We start from the raw sequence: 14,454 nt of genomic DNA, 5'->3' as shown, positions 1-14,454 counted from the left end.
CACGACTTTCCCCCGTCTTTGTCATGCATCCTCTGAATCCCCTGCGCGGGGGAGATTACGGGGTGTTGATTACATACAGGTCACGAACAGAGCAGGCAGGCCCCAATCGGCCATGCGCGGGGGCGCATTGCCGATGCGAAGCCTGCGGCGAGCTGGGTGAGGGTGTCGGGCTTGCGGAGATACACGAGTGTGGGCAGGGCCCGCTGGTGGGGGGAGCTGCAGTACCGGGTCACCCCGCGGGTGACGACCAGCATCGTCACCCACTCCACCAGGGCGTGGCGAGACGTCGAGTACGCCACGACAGGGGACCATCAAGGCTTCTGCGCCGAGGAATGGGGACGTGGCACACCTCCCTCAGCTGCACTGGCGGCTGTGCCCGTTTCGGACTCCTGGAGGAGGTGGCCGAGCAGGGAGGGCCCGCGTGGGCTAATCGTCAATGCACTTGGGGTACTTCGAGCCCCGGTTGCAGTCGTGGTAGTCGTACTTGCTGACCCGGAACTTCTTCTCCTTGCCCTGCTTCGTGGGATCGACGACCAGGTAGAACTTCTTCCCGTCCTTGGTCTTTTCAGTGACCCGGCCTTCCGGGCCGTGGCCGAAGTCCTGCGCGCACCCGGTGAGTGCGAGGGCGGCGACTGCCACGAGGACGGGGGCGAGGGTGAGGCGACGCATGTCGTGCTCCGATCAAGACTTGGGACGAGGGCAGTCTAGGAGGCCGCGCTGCCGGCAGAGCAGGCAGGGCGGCTCGTTTCTGCCAGCGAGAACCATTCGACATAGAGCGAGAAGGCAGGGGGCGAGCTCCCTTGCCGGCCAGTCCTGCGCTTCTCTCGCCTCCTGCATCTGCGTCGATACGACATTCGACCAGGAACTGTCGCGTAACGGCTGGTCACGGCCTACTGGCTTACCTGGCGCAGGAACTTGACGCCGCGTCAGCAAAGACCCGCCCGCCGCCCACTCCACCACTCACACAATCGCAGTTCGCCCTCACGTGAGGGGCAAGAACACCGACGCGTATGGAGCAAGCGAGTTGGAGGTGGCACCGTGATGCAGCATCTGGTCGCGATCATCCGCCCTGACCGGAGCGATCTCCCCCTCGCGCCAGGGGCGTGGTGGCCCAGCCACCTTCCAGCAGGGCTAACAAGTCGCGCATGGTCCGGGGCGGGTCTTCGCTTGCTCGGGCGATGCTGGGGGCTTCCAGGGCGAAGCGTGCCAGGCCGGTGACGGCGGAGGCGTCCGGAGCGAGCCCGGCCGCTTCGGCGAGGGTGGCGGCCAGCGTCTCCTCGTGGCGCAACCACATGCGCCGGGCGTAATCCCGCAGCGCCGGGGTGGATTCGACGAGGACGAAAGTGGGGTCGTCGGTCCGCACTGCGGTACGGGTGTGCACCATGTGGTCGCGCAGGGCATGCAGCACGGACTGGCCGGGGGCCCGGTCGCGAACGGCGGCGACCACGGCGCTCTCGACGTCCGCGTCCAGGTCGAAGACCGTTGGAACCATTCCGTAAGGGCCGTGACCCCGCTCCCCCACGGCACCGCACGCCTGCACCACCACGACCACACCACCGAGGACTTCGACCTGGTCATCGGCGCCGACGGTGCCTGGTCCCGGGTGCGCCCGGCACTCTCCCACGGCCAACCCTGCTACGCCGGTGTCACGATGGTGGAAGCCCACTTCGACGACGTCGACCACCGTCACCCCGGCATCGCCCACCTGGTCGGCCGCGGCACCATGTCGGCTAAGGCAGGCGGTCGGAGCTTGGTGATGCAGCGCAACAGCAACGGACATCTTCGCGTTTACGTCACCTTCCGCGGCCCCCAGGACTGGCATGCCGGCCTCGACCTCGCAGACACCGAAGCAGTACGCGCCCGCCTTCTCACCCGGTACCAGGGCTGGCACGAGAGCCTGCTGGACGTCCTGCGCGACAGCGAAGGGGGTTTCATCAACCGGCCGATGTTCGTCCTGCCCGTCCCCCACTCCTGGCAGCGCGTCCCCGGCATCACCCTGCTCGGCGACGCCGCCCACCTGATGCCGCCCGTCGGCGTCGGTGCCAACCTCGCCCTGCTCGACGGCGCCGACCTCGCCCGAGCGGTCATCGAGCAACCCATCCCCGACGAAGCCCTCGACGCCTACGAAAGCGTCATGCTGCCCCGCGCCCTCGACCACGCGAAGACCGCCCAGCAGATGCTCGCCACCCTCATGCCCGACAGCGACTCCGACACCGACGACGCCGCATTCCCCGACGCCCTCTGGCCTGCCGTCGCCCTCCCCGACTCCTCCGCCACGCACACCAGCTGAAGGCGACAGTGCCGACGAACCCAAAGGCTGCGCCGTAACTGTGAGCCGGCCCAAAGCTGAGCCGGCTGCCTTGGTACCGGTCTTGCAGCGGATGCGACTCAAGCTGGAGCCCACTCGGCCGCTGTACGCCGAGGCCGCTGCCGACCATGGCAGTTTCCTCAGCACATGCCTTGGGCCGGGGCGCTGCGCGAAGCATCCCGCTCGATGCGCCAGGCCCGGGCCTGGCGGACAACGGGCCCTGGACGAGAGCTCTTTCCCTTGTCCGGAGCAGGGCATCTTGTCCAGAGCAGGGCGTCCGGGCGGTGGCGACTTGCGCCAATGGCTTGCGCTATCCGGTCGAGGGGACTGCCCAGGCGGGCATCGAGACTCTTCCTGCGGACGCAACCGCCACGCCTACCAGCGGAGTTGGGCCGGAATCGCTGGTGGGCGTCGCTCCGTCATGTCCCTTGCCCGCTCACGCCCCGGCGGCGCACTCAGGGCACAACCCCCGGTAAGTCACCTCGGCGGCCAGGACGGTGAAGCCGAAGCGTTCGTGGGTAGGGAGGGCGGAGAGGGGGTCGTCGGTGGGGTGGACGTCCCGGATGGTGCCGCAGGTGGAGCAGAGCAGGTGCTGGTGGGGGCGGTGGGCGTTCGGGTCGTAGCGCTTGGCGCGGGCGTCGGTGGCGACCTCGACCACTTCGCCGAGGGAGACCAGTTCGCCGAGGGTGTTGTAGACGGTCGCGCGAGAGATTTCCGGCAGTCGTGCGGTGGCGCGTGCGAGCACTTCGTCCGCGGTGAGGTGGATGTGCTCGCCGTCGAGTACCTCGGCGACCACCCGGCGCTGGGCGGTCATCCGCCAGCCGCGTCCGCGGAGCCGGTCCAGCAGGTCACTCATGCCCACCAGCCTAACTGTGCGTCGTTGGATGAACGGTTCCGTACGGATCTGACTGTTGTATTGACTTGGACTTGGTCCATCGTAAGATCGGCTCCGGCGACAGCCAAGGGACAGGACAACAGCAGGGACACGCCCGTGATGCAGGAAACGGGTCCGCTCACCACCGCATCCGGTGCCCTGGTCGCGGACAGTCAGAACAGTGAGCAGGTCGGCGTCGGTGGCACCTCTTCGCTCCGGGGCCGGGTCCCGCTGGAGACCCGCACCGGCCGGATCCGCCCTCGCGCCGCGCAGGCCGTGAATGCCGCCAGGTATGCCGCCCACCGCCGGGCCGCGTAGGTCGCGCATGAGGCTCTGTGCAAGCGCTCACCGCACCGCTCCCCCGGCCACCACCGCTCTCCGCCCCCACAAGGCCGCCCCCATCGGGCCCCCGTGCCCGGCCGTTGACCGTACGCAGTTTCTGAGCAATGTGATCCGCCCAGCCCGGAAGGATTCCCATGTCTGAGAACCACGACGCCATCGTCACCGACCCCGAGCCCGAGGAGGCAGGCGGCTGCCCGGTCGCCCATGGCCGTGCGCTCCACCCGACCCAGGGCGGTGGCAACCGCCAGTGGTGGCCGGAGCGGCTCAATCTCAAGATCCTCGCCAAGAACCCCGCCGTGGCGAATCCGCTCGGCGAGGAGTTCGACTACGCGGAGGCGTTCCGGAGCCTTGACCTGCCGGCCGTGAAGCGGGACCTCGCCGAGGTGCTGACCACCTCCCAGGACTGGTGGCCGGCCGACTTCGGTCACTACGGCCCGTTCATCATCCGGATGGCCTGGCACAGCGCGGGCACCTACCGCATCAGCGACGGCCGCGGCGGCGCCGGAGCCGGCCAGCAGCGCTTCGCCCCGCTCAACAGCTGGCCGGACAACGCCAACCTCGACAAGGCCCGCCGTCTGCTGTGGCCGGTCAAGAAGAAGTACGGCCAGAGCCTGTCGTGGGCCGACCTGATGATCCTGGCCGGCAACGTCGCGCTGGAGACGATGGGCTTCCAGACCTTCGGTTTCGGCGGCGGCCGGGAGGATGTCTGGGAGCCGGAGGAGGACGTCTACTGGGGTCCCGAGACCACGTGGCTCGACGACCAGCGCTACAGCGGTGACCGGCAGCTGGAGAACCCGCTGGGTGCCGTGCAGATGGGTCTGATCTACGTCAACCCGGAGGGCCCGAACGGCACCCCCGACCCGCTCGCCGCGGCCCGCGACATCCGTGAGACGTTCCGCCGGATGGCGATGAATGACGAGGAAACCGTCGCGCTCGTCGCCGGTGGCCACACCTTCGGCAAGACGCACGGCGCAGGCCCCGCCGAGCACGTCGGTCCCGACCCGGAGGCCGCCTCGCTCGAAGAGCAGGGCCTGGGCTGGTCGAACACCTACGGCACCGGCAAGGGCGCCGACGCCATCACCAGCGGCCTCGAAGGCATCTGGACGAACACCCCGACAGCCTGGGACAACAGCTTCTTCGAGATCCTCTTCGGCTACGAATGGGAACTGTTCAAGAGCCCGGCGGGCGCGCACCAGTGGCGGCCCAAGGACGGCGGCGGAGCCGGTACCGTCCCCGACGCCCACGACTCCGCCAAGAAGCACGCCCCCACGATGCTGACCACCGACCTCGCGCTGCGGACCGACCCGGCCTACGAGCAGATCTCGCGCCGCTTCCTGGCGAACCCGGATGAGTTCGCCGACGCCTTCGCCCGCGCCTGGTACAAGCTCACCCACCGCGACATGGGCCCGGCCGTCCGTTACCTCGGTCCCGAGGTCCCCGCCGAGACACTGCTGTGGCAGGACCCGCTGCCCGCCGTGACGCACCCCCTCGTCGGCGCCGAGGACATCGCCGCCCTCAAGGGCCAGGTCCTCGCCTCGGGTCTGTCGGTGTCCCAGCTGGTGTCCACCGCCTGGGCGTCGGCCTCGACGTTCCGCGGCAGTGACAAGCGCGGCGGCGCCAACGGTGCGCGCATCCGTCTCCAGCCGCAGAACGGGTGGGAGGTCAACGACCCCGATCAGCTGGCCGCGGTCCTGCGCACCCTGGAAGGCATCCAGCAGTCCTTCAACGGCTCCCACCAGGGCGGCGCCCAGATTTCCCTCGCCGACCTGATCGTGCTCGCGGGCGGCGCGGCCGTCGAGCAGGCCGCCAAGAGCGCCGGTTTCGATATCGAGGTCCCCTTCACCCCGGGCCGCACCGACGCCTCCCAGGACCAGACCGATGTGGAGTCCTTCACGGCTCTGGAGCCCGCCGCTGACGGCTTCCGGAACTACGTCGCCAAGGGCAACCGCCTGCCCGCCGAACACCTCCTGCTCGACAAGGCCAATCTGCTGACCCTCAGCGCGCCCGAGATGACCGTTCTCGTCGGCGGTCTGCGCGTCCTGGGCGCCAACCACCAGCAGTCCTCGCTCGGCGTCTTCACCACCACCCCCGAGACCCTGACCAACGACTTCTTCGTCAACCTGCTCGATCTGAACACGACGTGGAAGGCGACCTCCGAGGACTCCCACACCTTCGAAGGCCGCGACGCCGCCACCGGCGCGGTCAAGTGGACCGGCACCCGCGCCGACCTCGTCTTCGGCTCCAACTCCGAACTCCGCGCCCTCGCCGAGGTCTACGGCAGCGATGACGCCAGGGAGAAGTTCGTGCACGACTTCGTCGCGGCATGGAGCAAGGTGATGGAGCTGGACCGCTTCGACCTCGTCTGAAGTTCAGAAGGTGATGTCCGGGCCGGCCGGCCCGCAGCACTCCGGCCGGCCCGGACACACCCGTGGAACAACCTCCGGCACGCGGGCGCCCGCCACCCCGCAATCAGCGGCACTGGGCAAGCCCGGTGCCGCGTGGCACGATCTCTTGAGTGACCAGCAAAGCCGACCCGGCGCAGCATCTGCGCGATCTCGCGCGGCTGCGCCGTGTGCGGGACCGGATCGACCGTGAGTACGCGCAGCCGCTCGACGTCGAGGCCCTTGCGCGCGGTGTGAACATGTCAGCCGGACACCTCAGCCGCCAGTTCAAGCGCGCCTACGGCGAGTCGCCCTACGGCTACCTGATGACGCGCCGCATCGAACGTGCGATGGCGCTGCTGCGACGCGGCGACCTGAGCGTCACCGATGTCTGCTTCACCGTCGGCTGCTCATCGCTGGGCACCTTCAGCAGCCGCTTCACCGAACTGGTCGGCGTGCCGCCCAGCGTCTACCGGCGCCAGGCCGCGCAGGCCACCGCGGGCATGCCGTCGTGTGTGGCGAAGCAGATCACCAGACCGATCAGGAATCGAGAAGCGCCGGCCCCGCCCCGGCTCTAGCGTGACTGCCATGGACATCACCATTCACGCAAGCTTCCTCCCGCACAACGACCCGGACGCCGCACTCGCCTTCTACCGCGACACCCTCGGCTTCGAGGTCCGCAACGATGTCGGCTATCAGGGAATGCGCTGGATCACCGTCGGCCCCGCCGACCAGCCCGGCACCTCCATCGTCCTGACACCGCCGGCCGCCGATCCCGGCGTCACCGACGAGGAGCGCCGCACGATCACCGAGATGATGGCCAAGGGCACCTACGGCGCCATCCTTCTGGCCACCCCCGACCTCGACGACACCTTCACACGACTGCAAGCCGGCGACACCGAGATCGTCCAGGAACCCACCCAGCAGCCCTACGGCATCCGCGACTGCGCCGTCCGCGACCCCGCGGGCAACCTCATCCGTATCCAGGAGCGGCCCGACGCCGGCTAGTCGTGCAAGCGCTGACCGCCCCGCGAGCCGGTGCCGGCGCGGACGACGCAGCCGTGGGCGCGGGCGGCGGCACCGGGTCCCCCTCGGTGCCGAGCCCGCCCCCGGCCGAGCCCCCACCAGCCGCAACACAGGAAAACCCGCACCACCCCTGCCGGACCGTACACAGCAATCCAATCCCCCGCCGACAACCACCGCCGAAGCGGCCCGCGTAACAGATGGAGACACGATGAGCATGGCCCCGAGGACGGACGCGCAGTCGCCTGCGGCCCACGTCGCCGACCGCCACGATCTGATCCGCGTGCACGGCGCGCGGGTGAACAACCTCAGGGACGTCAGCATCGAGATCCCGAAGCGCCGGCTGACGGTGTTCACCGGCGTCTCCGGCTCGGGCAAGAGCTCGCTGGTGTTCCACACCATCGCCGCGGAGTCGCAGCGGCTGATCAACGAGACCTACAGCGCGTTCGTGCAGGGCTTCATGCCGACGCTGGCGCGGCCGGAGGTCGACGTCCTCGAAGGGCTGACCACGGCGATCATCGTCGACCAGCAGCGGATGGGGGCCGACCCCCGTTCCACGGTCGGCACCGCCACCGATGCCAACGCCATGCTGCGCATCCTCTTCAGCCGGCTCGGAAAGCCGCACATCGGCCCGCCCAGCGCCTACGCCTTCAACGTCCCCTCGGTCCGGGCGAGCGGTGCGATCACCGTCGAGCGCGGCGCGAAGAAGACGGTGAAAGCGACCTTCTCCCGCACCGGTGGCATGTGTGTGCGGTGCGAGGGCCGGGGCACGGTCTCCGACATCGATCTGACCCAGCTCTACGACGACTCCAAGTCGATCGCCGAGGGCGCGTTCACCATCCCCGGCTGGAAGTCCGACAGCTTCTGGACCGTGCGGGTCTACGCCGAGTCGGGTCTCCTCGACCCGGACAAGCCGATCCGCAAGTTCACCAAGAAGGAGATGCAGGACTTCCTCTACCGGGAGCCGACCAAGGTGAAGGTCGAGGGGGTGAACCTCACCTACGAGGGACTGATCCCCAAGATCCAGAAGTCGATGCTGTCCAAGGACAAGGAGGCGATGCAGCCGCACATCCGGGCGTTCGTGGAGCGGGCGGTCACCTTCGCCACCTGCCCCGAGTGCGAGGGCACCCGGCTCAGCGAGGGGGCGCGGTCGTCGAAGATCAAGCGGATCAGCATCGCGGACGCCTGCGCAATGGAGATCAGGGACCTGGCCGCATGGGTCGGCGGCCTTTCCGAGCCGTCGGTGGCACCGCTGCTCACATCGCTGCACCAGACCCTGGAGTCGTTCGTCGAGATCGGCCTCGGCTATCTCTCGCTCGACCGGGCGGCGGGCACGCTCTCCGGCGGCGAGGCGCAGCGCGTCAAGATGATCCGCCACCTCGGCTCCTCGCTCACCGACACCACCTATGTCTTCGACGAGCCCACCGCGGGCCTGCACCCCCATGACATCCAGCGGATGAACGACCTGCTGCTGCGACTGCGGGACAAGGGCAACACGGTGCTCGTCGTGGAGCACAAACCGCAGACGATCGCGATCGCGGACCATGTCGTCGACCTCGGCCCCGGTGCCGGTACGGCGGGCGGCACCGTCTGCTTCGAGGGCACCGTCGAGGGGCTGCGGGCCGGCGGCACCATCACCGGCCGCCATCTCGACGACCGGGCGGGCCTCAAGGAGACGGTGCGGACGCCCACCGGCATGCTGGAGATCCGCGGCGCGACGACGCACAATCTGCGCAATGTCGACGTCGACGTCCCGCTCGGGGTGCTCTGCGTGGTCACCGGTGTGGCGGGCTCCGGCAAGAGCTCGCTGCTCCACGGCTCCCTCCCGTCCTCGGCAGGGGTGGTGTCGGTGGACCAGGCTCCGATCCGTGGCTCGCGGCGGAGCAACCCGGCGACGTACACCGGGGTCCTCGACCCGATCCGCAAGGCGTTCGCCAAGGTCAACGGTGTGAAGCCGGGACGTTTCAGCGCCAACTCCGAGGGCGCCTGCCCCACCTGCAACGGCGCCGGCGTCATCTACACCGACCTGGCGATGATGGCCGGTGTCGCCACCACCTGCGAGGACTGCGAGGGGAAGCGGTATCAGGCAGCGGTGCTGGAGTACCGTCTGGGCGGCCGCGACATCAGCGAGGTGCTGGCGATGTCGGTGGCCGAGGCCGAGGAGTTCTTCGGTGCCGGCGAGGCGGGCACACCGGCGGCCCACCGGATCCTGAAGCGGCTCGACGACGTCGGGCTCGGCTACCTCAACCTTGGCCAGCCGCTCACCACGCTGTCCGGCGGCGAGCGGCAGCGGCTCAAGCTGGCCACCCACATGGCCGAGAAGGGCGGCGTCTACGTGCTCGATGAGCCGACCGCCGGCCTGCATCTCGCCGACGTCGAGCAGCTGCTCGGTCTGCTCGACCGGCTCGTCGACTCCGGCAAGTCGGTCCTCGTCATCGAGCACCACCAGGCGGTCATGGCGCACGCCGACTGGATCATCGACCTCGGCCCCGGCGCCGGCCACGACGGCGGCCACATCGTCTTCGAGGGCACCCCCACCGACCTCGTCGCCGCCCGCTCCACCCTCACCGGCGAGCACCTCGCGGCCTACGTCGGCAGCTGACCGCGGCCCTTGCGGCTCTCGCGTCCGCACGGCGCCGCGGCGTCTGAGGCCCAGCCGTGAAGGGTGCCTCAGTGCGCAGGCTTCATGATCATCAAGTGCTCGGGGTCAGGGACCGTGACGAAGCCGACCTTGGCGTAGACGTCGTGGGCATCGAGGGTGGCCAGCAGTGTCCGCTTGAGCTGGTAGGGAGCCAGGTGGTCACGGACCGCGGCAGCGAGCCAGGTGCCGAGGCCTTTGCCGCGGTGCGTGGGAGCGACGTAGACATCACAGAGCCAGGCGAACGTCGCCAGGTCCGTGACGACACGTGCGTAGGCGACCTGGGCGCCGCCGGCGTCGTAGAGGCCGAAGTTGAGAGACCCGCGGATGGACTGTTCGACCGTTTCGCGGCTGCGGCCCATGGCCCAGAACGCGTCGGTCGAAAGCCAGTGGTGCACCAGGTCGATGTCGAGCCGGCCCGGGTCGGTGGCGACCTCGTAGCCGTCTTCCCTGCGAGTGATCATGCTCGTGGATGGTAGAGCTGAGGGGTGCCGGGCAGCCAGCGGTTTTGGGCCTGCGGACGGTTGCGCCGGTGCGGTGCACGCCCAAGGGGCGCGGGGCGCGACATCAGCCCTTGCATCAGCGTTCGAGGCCGGCAACCGCCATCGGACCTGCACGCTTCTTACACGACGACGGACTCGACGAGCTTCGCCATGGCCTCCACGGCCGTCTGTTCATCGTGCCCGTTGGCGACGATGACGATTTCCTTGCCGTGGCTCATCTCCAGCATCTGTAGGCTGAACAGGCTCTTCGCGCTGGCTTCCTTGCCGTCGACCAGGAACCTGATGTCCGAGACGTAGCCCTTTGCTTCCTGCACGATCCGCGACGCCGGGCGCACCCGCAAGCCGCCCGGCGAAGCGATGGTCACGGTCGTCTCCGCCATGAAAAGACTCCTCAAACCGACAGCCACGTGAGCCGGCGGCGCGCTCTGTTCGCCCCCGGTCCGGGCGTATGCCGCGTCCGGAGGATGGTCGCCCACCGGGCTCACCCTCGTACGAAGACGACGGTAAGGCAACTCCGGTGTGGCTGCGTGGCGTTCCGCTGCAAAGGCAAGGAGGAGGAAGGTGAAGGGCTGTGGTGGGGCGGTGCGGGTTGTGGGTACCAGATGTCGCCGGCGTATCCGGCGAGGTGGCTGTTCCCTTTGCCGGCTTGTCGGCGGAGTCGGTTCAGATGCTGTCGGCGAGGTCGGAGTGACCTTGGATGCGTGCGCAATGAGCGCAGCAGAAGAACTTGCCGCCGGCTTGGAGGCCGTGGCCGAGCATGCGGCAGCCGCAGTTGTCACAGATGGGCGCGAGCTTGTGAGCGGCGCACTCGAAACTGTCGAAGGTGTGAACGGCACCCGCCGCGTGGACCTCGAAGGCCATCTCATAGTCGTTTCCGCAGACCTCACAAACAGCCATCACGCACTCCTTCGTTGACTGGCTTCGACGGCTCCCGCGCGAAGGCGGCTCTCCCATCACCTCATGGGGCCGCGCTCCCGGCACGCCACAGGAGCCAGATGGCGCAGTGCGGGCACAGATGCGGAGAGCTTGCCAGGCGGAAACGCCGCCGGTTCCCCACGGGCCATCAGCTCTGAGAGGATCCCGGGACTGTCCGCAGGCATAGGGGGAACATGACCGTTCTGGTATTGCGGGGGGGGCGCGGCCGGTTCGCGGTCGGGTAGCGCTCGGTTAGAAGTCAGCTCGCGGTCGGTTAGCAGTCAGTTCGCCGTCAGGACTTCGCGGGCCGCCCGTTCGCCGGAGCGCACCGCGCCTTCCATCAGTCCGTGCATCAAGGTCGCCGATTCCGTGCTCGCCCAGTGGATCCGGCCCACGGGTTCGCGCAGCGCGCTGCCGTAATTGGTGAGTGCGCCCGGCGGGAAGTGGGCGACCATGCCGCCCAGCGACCAGGGTTGCTCGGACCAGTCGGTCTCCAGATACGCGGTGGGACGGCGTGCCTCCGGGCCGAAGCGTTCGGCGAGCGCGTCCAGCCAGATGTCCCGTCGCTCCTTGGGATCCAGACGGCCCAGCCGTACGGCCCCCGCTCCGAACGCGTAGCTGCTCAGCACGCCCGGCTCTCCCGAGCGGGGAGTCTGGTCGATGGTGATCGGTACCGGCGACCGGGGCGCGAGCGTCTGGCCCGACAGTTTCTGGCCCCGCCAGAACGGCTCGGCGTACTGCGTGTGCACCCGGATGACCGCCCCGGGCACCAGGCGTTGCCGCAGGTGGCTGTGGGCGGCGGGCAACGGCGGATCGAAGTGGATCCGGCCGGCGAGCACGGGCGGAGTGGCCACGATGACGCGCCGTGCCCGTACGGCGAACGCGTCGGAGGCGACCTCTACGCCGGTCGTGTTCTGGACGATCCGACGGACCGGGCTGGACAGATGGACCGCCGTGCCCAGGCGCGCGGCCATCCGCCGGGCGAGTTCGGGGGCTCCGCCGTCCACGAGGTGGGATTCGGTCTTCCGGGTGTCGGTGTAGTAGCCGAAGCCGCTGCCCCCGCCGCCGCGTGCCAGGACGAGTGCGCCCAGCAGTGAGACTTCCGCCGGGTCGGTGCAGAACAGCAGGTTCATCGTCGACTGGAGGAGGGTGTGGGCGGTGGTCGAGGGCACGTTGAGCGGGTGCGAGAGCCACTGGCCGAGCGTGCGGGCGTCCCAGGCCCGTGCGCGCCGGGCCTGCCAGGGAGCGTCCTTCGGAAGCCGCCGCGCCATCAGGTTCAGGCGCAGGAACGCCCACCCGAGGGTGGCGAGTGCCGCCGGGCCGGTCTTGGGGATGCCGCGGTGACGGCGGTTGCGCCCGTCGAGGCAGATCAGGTGATCGCCGTCGTCGTGCTGCGGGTAGACCTCGAGCCCCAGCTCGCGGCAGAGCTGAAACATCCGTTCCTGGCCCTTGCCCAGCCAGGTGCCGCCCGCGGACACCACGGTGCCGTCGGGCAGCTCCCGGTTCCAGACCCGTCCGCCCACCCGGTCCCTGGCCTCGAGCACCACGACCTCACGCCCGGCCGCGGCCAGCTGCCGCGCGGCCGCCAGCCCCGCGAATCCGGCGCCCACGACGCACACGTCCGCTGTCACCTGTTCCATGACCTACCTCCACAGAGCAGCCTCGCTCGCCGGGGCCCGCGGCGCCCGGTGGGTGACTCGGCCGGGCGGCGTGGGGGGCCGGCCGAGTGACCCGCGGGGCGGGGTCAGCTCTGGAGGAAGACGCCGACACCCGACGGATCGTCGTGGGTGGCGAGCCGCTGCCGACAACCGCAACGACTGCCGTGCTGGAGCGAGTACGGCGCGCAGGAGGCCGTGGGGATCACTGCGGCGATCGCCGACAGCGGCCGCATCGGCACCGGCCTGACTATCCCTAGCTTGCTAGTATGCTAGCATCGCGCTCGTGGGTGATAAGGAAGTCAAACAGTTCAACGTGTACCTGCCGATCGAGCTGATCAAGCAGGTCAAATACCGCGCCATCGAGTCGGGCATGTCGTTGTCGGCTCTGGTCGCTGACGCGCTGCGCACCTACCTCGACGACGCCCATGGACACGAACAGCGATCGACTGAGAAGGAGACCTGACATGGCGACCGAAGGTATCGAGGCCGTGTTCCTTACGACCCACAACTGGGGTAAGGCGGCGAAGTTCTTCCAGACACTGGGTTACGAGTTGGAGTTCTCGACCGACCACAACTCCGGCCGGCTCCGCAACGGCGACGGGCCGTACGTCTTCATCGCCGAGATCCCCGAGGACCAGGCGCCCCAGACGCAGATCGTGCTGAAGGTGCCGGACGCAGACGCGTTCCGTCCCGATCCCTCCGTCGAGGTCGTCACGCCGTTCGAGGACACCCATTACGGAACCAGGGAGATGGCCGTCCGTGACCCCGACGGACGTCTATGGAGCCTCCAGGCTCCCGCCAAGAACTGACCACCACGAAAGGGGAACGCCATGACAGACGAGCGGACCGAGGCACCGGACAGCACCGCGGTGCGGACCGCACTCTGGCGCGCCCTCCACGTCCAAATCGACCCACCGCCGCATGTACTCGACGACGAGGTCGGGCTACAACTGGCCGCCCCCGACGGCAACTGGCGCCGCCGCCCCGACATGGACCCGCTCGCCACCAGCGCATTACGGGCGGCCATCGTGGCCCGCTCTCGTTTCATCGAGGACCTGATCGCTGAGCAGGCCGACCGCGGCGTCACCCAGTACGTCATCCTGGGAGCCGGCCTGGACACCTTTGCCCAGCGCAGGCCGGAGGTCGCCTCCCGCCTACAGGTCTTCGAGGTCGACCAGCCCAGCCCTCAGGCATGGAAGCGCCATCGCCTGGTCGAACTCGGTTACGACATCCCCGACTGGCTGCACCTGGTGCCGGTCGACTTCGAGGCGAGCGAAGACTGGCTGAAGCAGCTGGCCGCTGCCGGCTTCGATGCCGGCCGGCCCGCGGTCATCGTCTCCACCGGCGTCACCATGTACCTCACCAAAGACGCCACGGCGGCCACCCTGCGCCAGATCGCCGCTCTCGCCCCCGGCTCGATACTCGCCATGACCTTCCTGCTGCCCACCGAACTCCTCGACGACGCCGACCGCCCCGGCCTCCGAGCGAGCAAGGAAGGCGCGCAAGCATCCGGAACGCCGTTCATCAGTTTCTACCCCCCGCCCGAGATACTGGCACTGGCCAGCGAAGCCGGCTTCAAAGACGCCCGACACCTGTCGGGAGCTTCACTTGCCCACCGCTACTTCGCTGATCGCACCGACGGACTCCGCCCCTCAAGCGGCGAGGACATCCTCCTGGCCGCAACCTGACTCTCGTCACGCGGCATACCCGCCTGCGGGCAAAGGGCCCGGGCCGGGCTTCCACCCACGGTCCGGGCACCTTCGCCTACTCACCGACTGCGACACCGTCGCTGTCGCTGTCGCTGTCGCTGTC

General features: G+C 69.0%; 17 protein-coding genes and 1 pseudogene. 9 read left to right on the top strand and 9 right to left on the bottom strand.

What is annotated here, in order from left to right:
• Positions 1-137 precede the first annotated feature (137 nt).
• The 3 genes and pseudogenes from CP981_RS39065 to CP981_RS37025 all read right to left on the bottom strand — a co-directional run.
• A pseudogene (locus CP981_RS39065) lies at positions 138-312 on the bottom strand (helix-turn-helix domain-containing protein); the annotation flags it as partial.
• 114 nt (positions 313-426) lie between these two features.
• A complete protein-coding gene (locus tag CP981_RS37030) occupies positions 427-669 on the bottom strand; it encodes a hypothetical protein (protein ID WP_085926391.1) in 243 nt (80 codons plus the stop codon).
• A 391-nt stretch (positions 670-1,060) separates the two neighbouring features.
• Positions 1,061-1,492 carry a TetR family transcriptional regulator gene (locus CP981_RS37025; RefSeq protein WP_244329968.1) on the bottom strand — a complete coding sequence of 144 codons (432 nt, stop codon included), beginning with the start codon at positions 1,490-1,492 and terminating at the stop codon, positions 1,061-1,063.
• 12 nt (positions 1,493-1,504) lie between these two features.
• Here CP981_RS37025 and CP981_RS37020 point away from each other — a divergent pair, with 12 nt between their 5' ends.
• Complete coding sequence (locus tag CP981_RS37020; protein ID WP_244329967.1) at positions 1,505-2,290, top strand: FAD-dependent monooxygenase; 786 nt, start codon at positions 1,505-1,507, stop codon at positions 2,288-2,290.
• A 454-nt stretch (positions 2,291-2,744) separates the two neighbouring features.
• On the opposite strand, the gene CP981_RS37015 is transcribed toward CP981_RS37020, so the two are convergent.
• Positions 2,745-3,164: a Fur family transcriptional regulator gene (locus CP981_RS37015; RefSeq protein WP_085926425.1), complete on the bottom strand. Its 420-nt coding sequence runs from the start codon at positions 3,162-3,164 to the stop codon at positions 2,745-2,747.
• A gap of 135 nt (positions 3,165-3,299) precedes the next feature.
• On the opposite strand from CP981_RS37015, the gene CP981_RS37010 reads away from it, so the two are divergent.
• The 5 genes from CP981_RS37010 (at position 3,300) to CP981_RS36990 (ending at position 9,530) form a co-directional block, all read left to right on the top strand.
• Positions 3,300-3,500 carry a hypothetical protein gene (locus CP981_RS37010; RefSeq protein ID WP_143658968.1) on the top strand — a complete coding sequence of 67 codons (201 nt, stop codon included), beginning with the start codon at positions 3,300-3,302 and terminating at the stop codon, positions 3,498-3,500.
• A gap of 158 nt (positions 3,501-3,658) precedes the next feature.
• Entirely contained in the window at positions 3,659-5,890 is a 2,232-nt protein-coding gene (gene katG, locus CP981_RS37005) for a catalase/peroxidase HPI (RefSeq protein WP_085926393.1), read from the top strand.
• A gap of 149 nt (positions 5,891-6,039) precedes the next feature.
• Positions 6,040-6,483 carry a helix-turn-helix transcriptional regulator gene (locus CP981_RS37000; RefSeq protein WP_085926394.1) on the top strand — a complete coding sequence of 148 codons (444 nt, stop codon included), beginning with the start codon at positions 6,040-6,042 and terminating at the stop codon, positions 6,481-6,483.
• 10 nt (positions 6,484-6,493) lie between these two features.
• Positions 6,494-6,913, top strand: a complete 420-nt coding sequence (locus tag CP981_RS36995) for a VOC family protein (RefSeq protein WP_085926426.1) — start codon at positions 6,494-6,496, stop codon at positions 6,911-6,913.
• Positions 6,914-7,139: 226 nt separating this feature from the next.
• The gene (locus CP981_RS36990; RefSeq protein WP_085926395.1) at positions 7,140-9,530 is read left to right on the top strand and encodes an ATP-binding cassette domain-containing protein; all 2,391 of its coding nucleotides are present in this window, start codon (positions 7,140-7,142) and stop codon (positions 9,528-9,530) included.
• Between the two features lie 68 nt (positions 9,531-9,598).
• Here CP981_RS36990 and CP981_RS36985 read toward each other — a convergent pair whose 3' ends face one another.
• The 5 genes from CP981_RS36985 to CP981_RS39645 form a co-directional block, all read right to left on the bottom strand.
• A complete protein-coding gene (locus tag CP981_RS36985) occupies positions 9,599-10,030 on the bottom strand; it encodes a GNAT family N-acetyltransferase (RefSeq protein WP_085926396.1) in 432 nt (143 codons plus the stop codon).
• A 158-nt stretch (positions 10,031-10,188) separates the two neighbouring features.
• Entirely contained in the window at positions 10,189-10,449 is a 261-nt protein-coding gene (locus CP981_RS36980; protein ID WP_085926397.1) for an HPr family phosphocarrier protein, read from the bottom strand.
• Positions 10,450-10,732: 283 nt separating this feature from the next.
• Positions 10,733-10,966 (bottom strand): hypothetical protein, encoded by a 234-nt coding sequence (locus CP981_RS36975; protein ID WP_085926398.1) that lies wholly within the window; start codon positions 10,964-10,966, stop codon positions 10,733-10,735.
• Between the two features lie 299 nt (positions 10,967-11,265).
• Positions 11,266-12,624 (bottom strand): flavin monoamine oxidase family protein, encoded by a 1,359-nt coding sequence (locus tag CP981_RS36970; RefSeq protein ID WP_085926399.1) that lies wholly within the window; start codon positions 12,622-12,624, stop codon positions 11,266-11,268.
• 104 nt (positions 12,625-12,728) lie between these two features.
• Complete coding sequence (locus CP981_RS39645) at positions 12,729-12,881, bottom strand: hypothetical protein (RefSeq protein WP_158092668.1); 153 nt, start codon at positions 12,879-12,881, stop codon at positions 12,729-12,731.
• A gap of 44 nt (positions 12,882-12,925) precedes the next feature.
• On the opposite strand from CP981_RS39645, the gene CP981_RS36965 reads away from it, so the two are divergent.
• Genes CP981_RS36965 through CP981_RS36955 form a run of 3 tightly spaced genes read left to right on the top strand, consistent with a single transcriptional unit; the run spans position 12,926 to position 14,330 of the window.
• A complete protein-coding gene (locus tag CP981_RS36965) occupies positions 12,926-13,105 on the top strand; it encodes a ribbon-helix-helix domain-containing protein (RefSeq protein ID WP_085926400.1) in 180 nt (59 codons plus the stop codon).
• 1 nt (position 13,106) lies between these two features.
• Positions 13,107-13,451: a VOC family protein gene (locus CP981_RS36960; protein ID WP_085926401.1), complete on the top strand. Its 345-nt coding sequence runs from the start codon at positions 13,107-13,109 to the stop codon at positions 13,449-13,451.
• Between the two features lie 21 nt (positions 13,452-13,472).
• Positions 13,473-14,330: a class I SAM-dependent methyltransferase gene (locus tag CP981_RS36955; protein ID WP_085926402.1), complete on the top strand. Its 858-nt coding sequence runs from the start codon at positions 13,473-13,475 to the stop codon at positions 14,328-14,330.
• Positions 14,331-14,454 lie beyond the last annotated feature (124 nt).

It is taken from the genome of Streptomyces platensis (assembly GCF_008704855.1).
Lineage (GTDB): Bacteria > Actinomycetota > Actinomycetes > Streptomycetales > Streptomycetaceae > Streptomyces > Streptomyces platensis.
The sequence above is the reverse complement of the archived record's forward strand: the minus strand, read 5'-3'. Positions and strand labels throughout refer to the sequence as shown.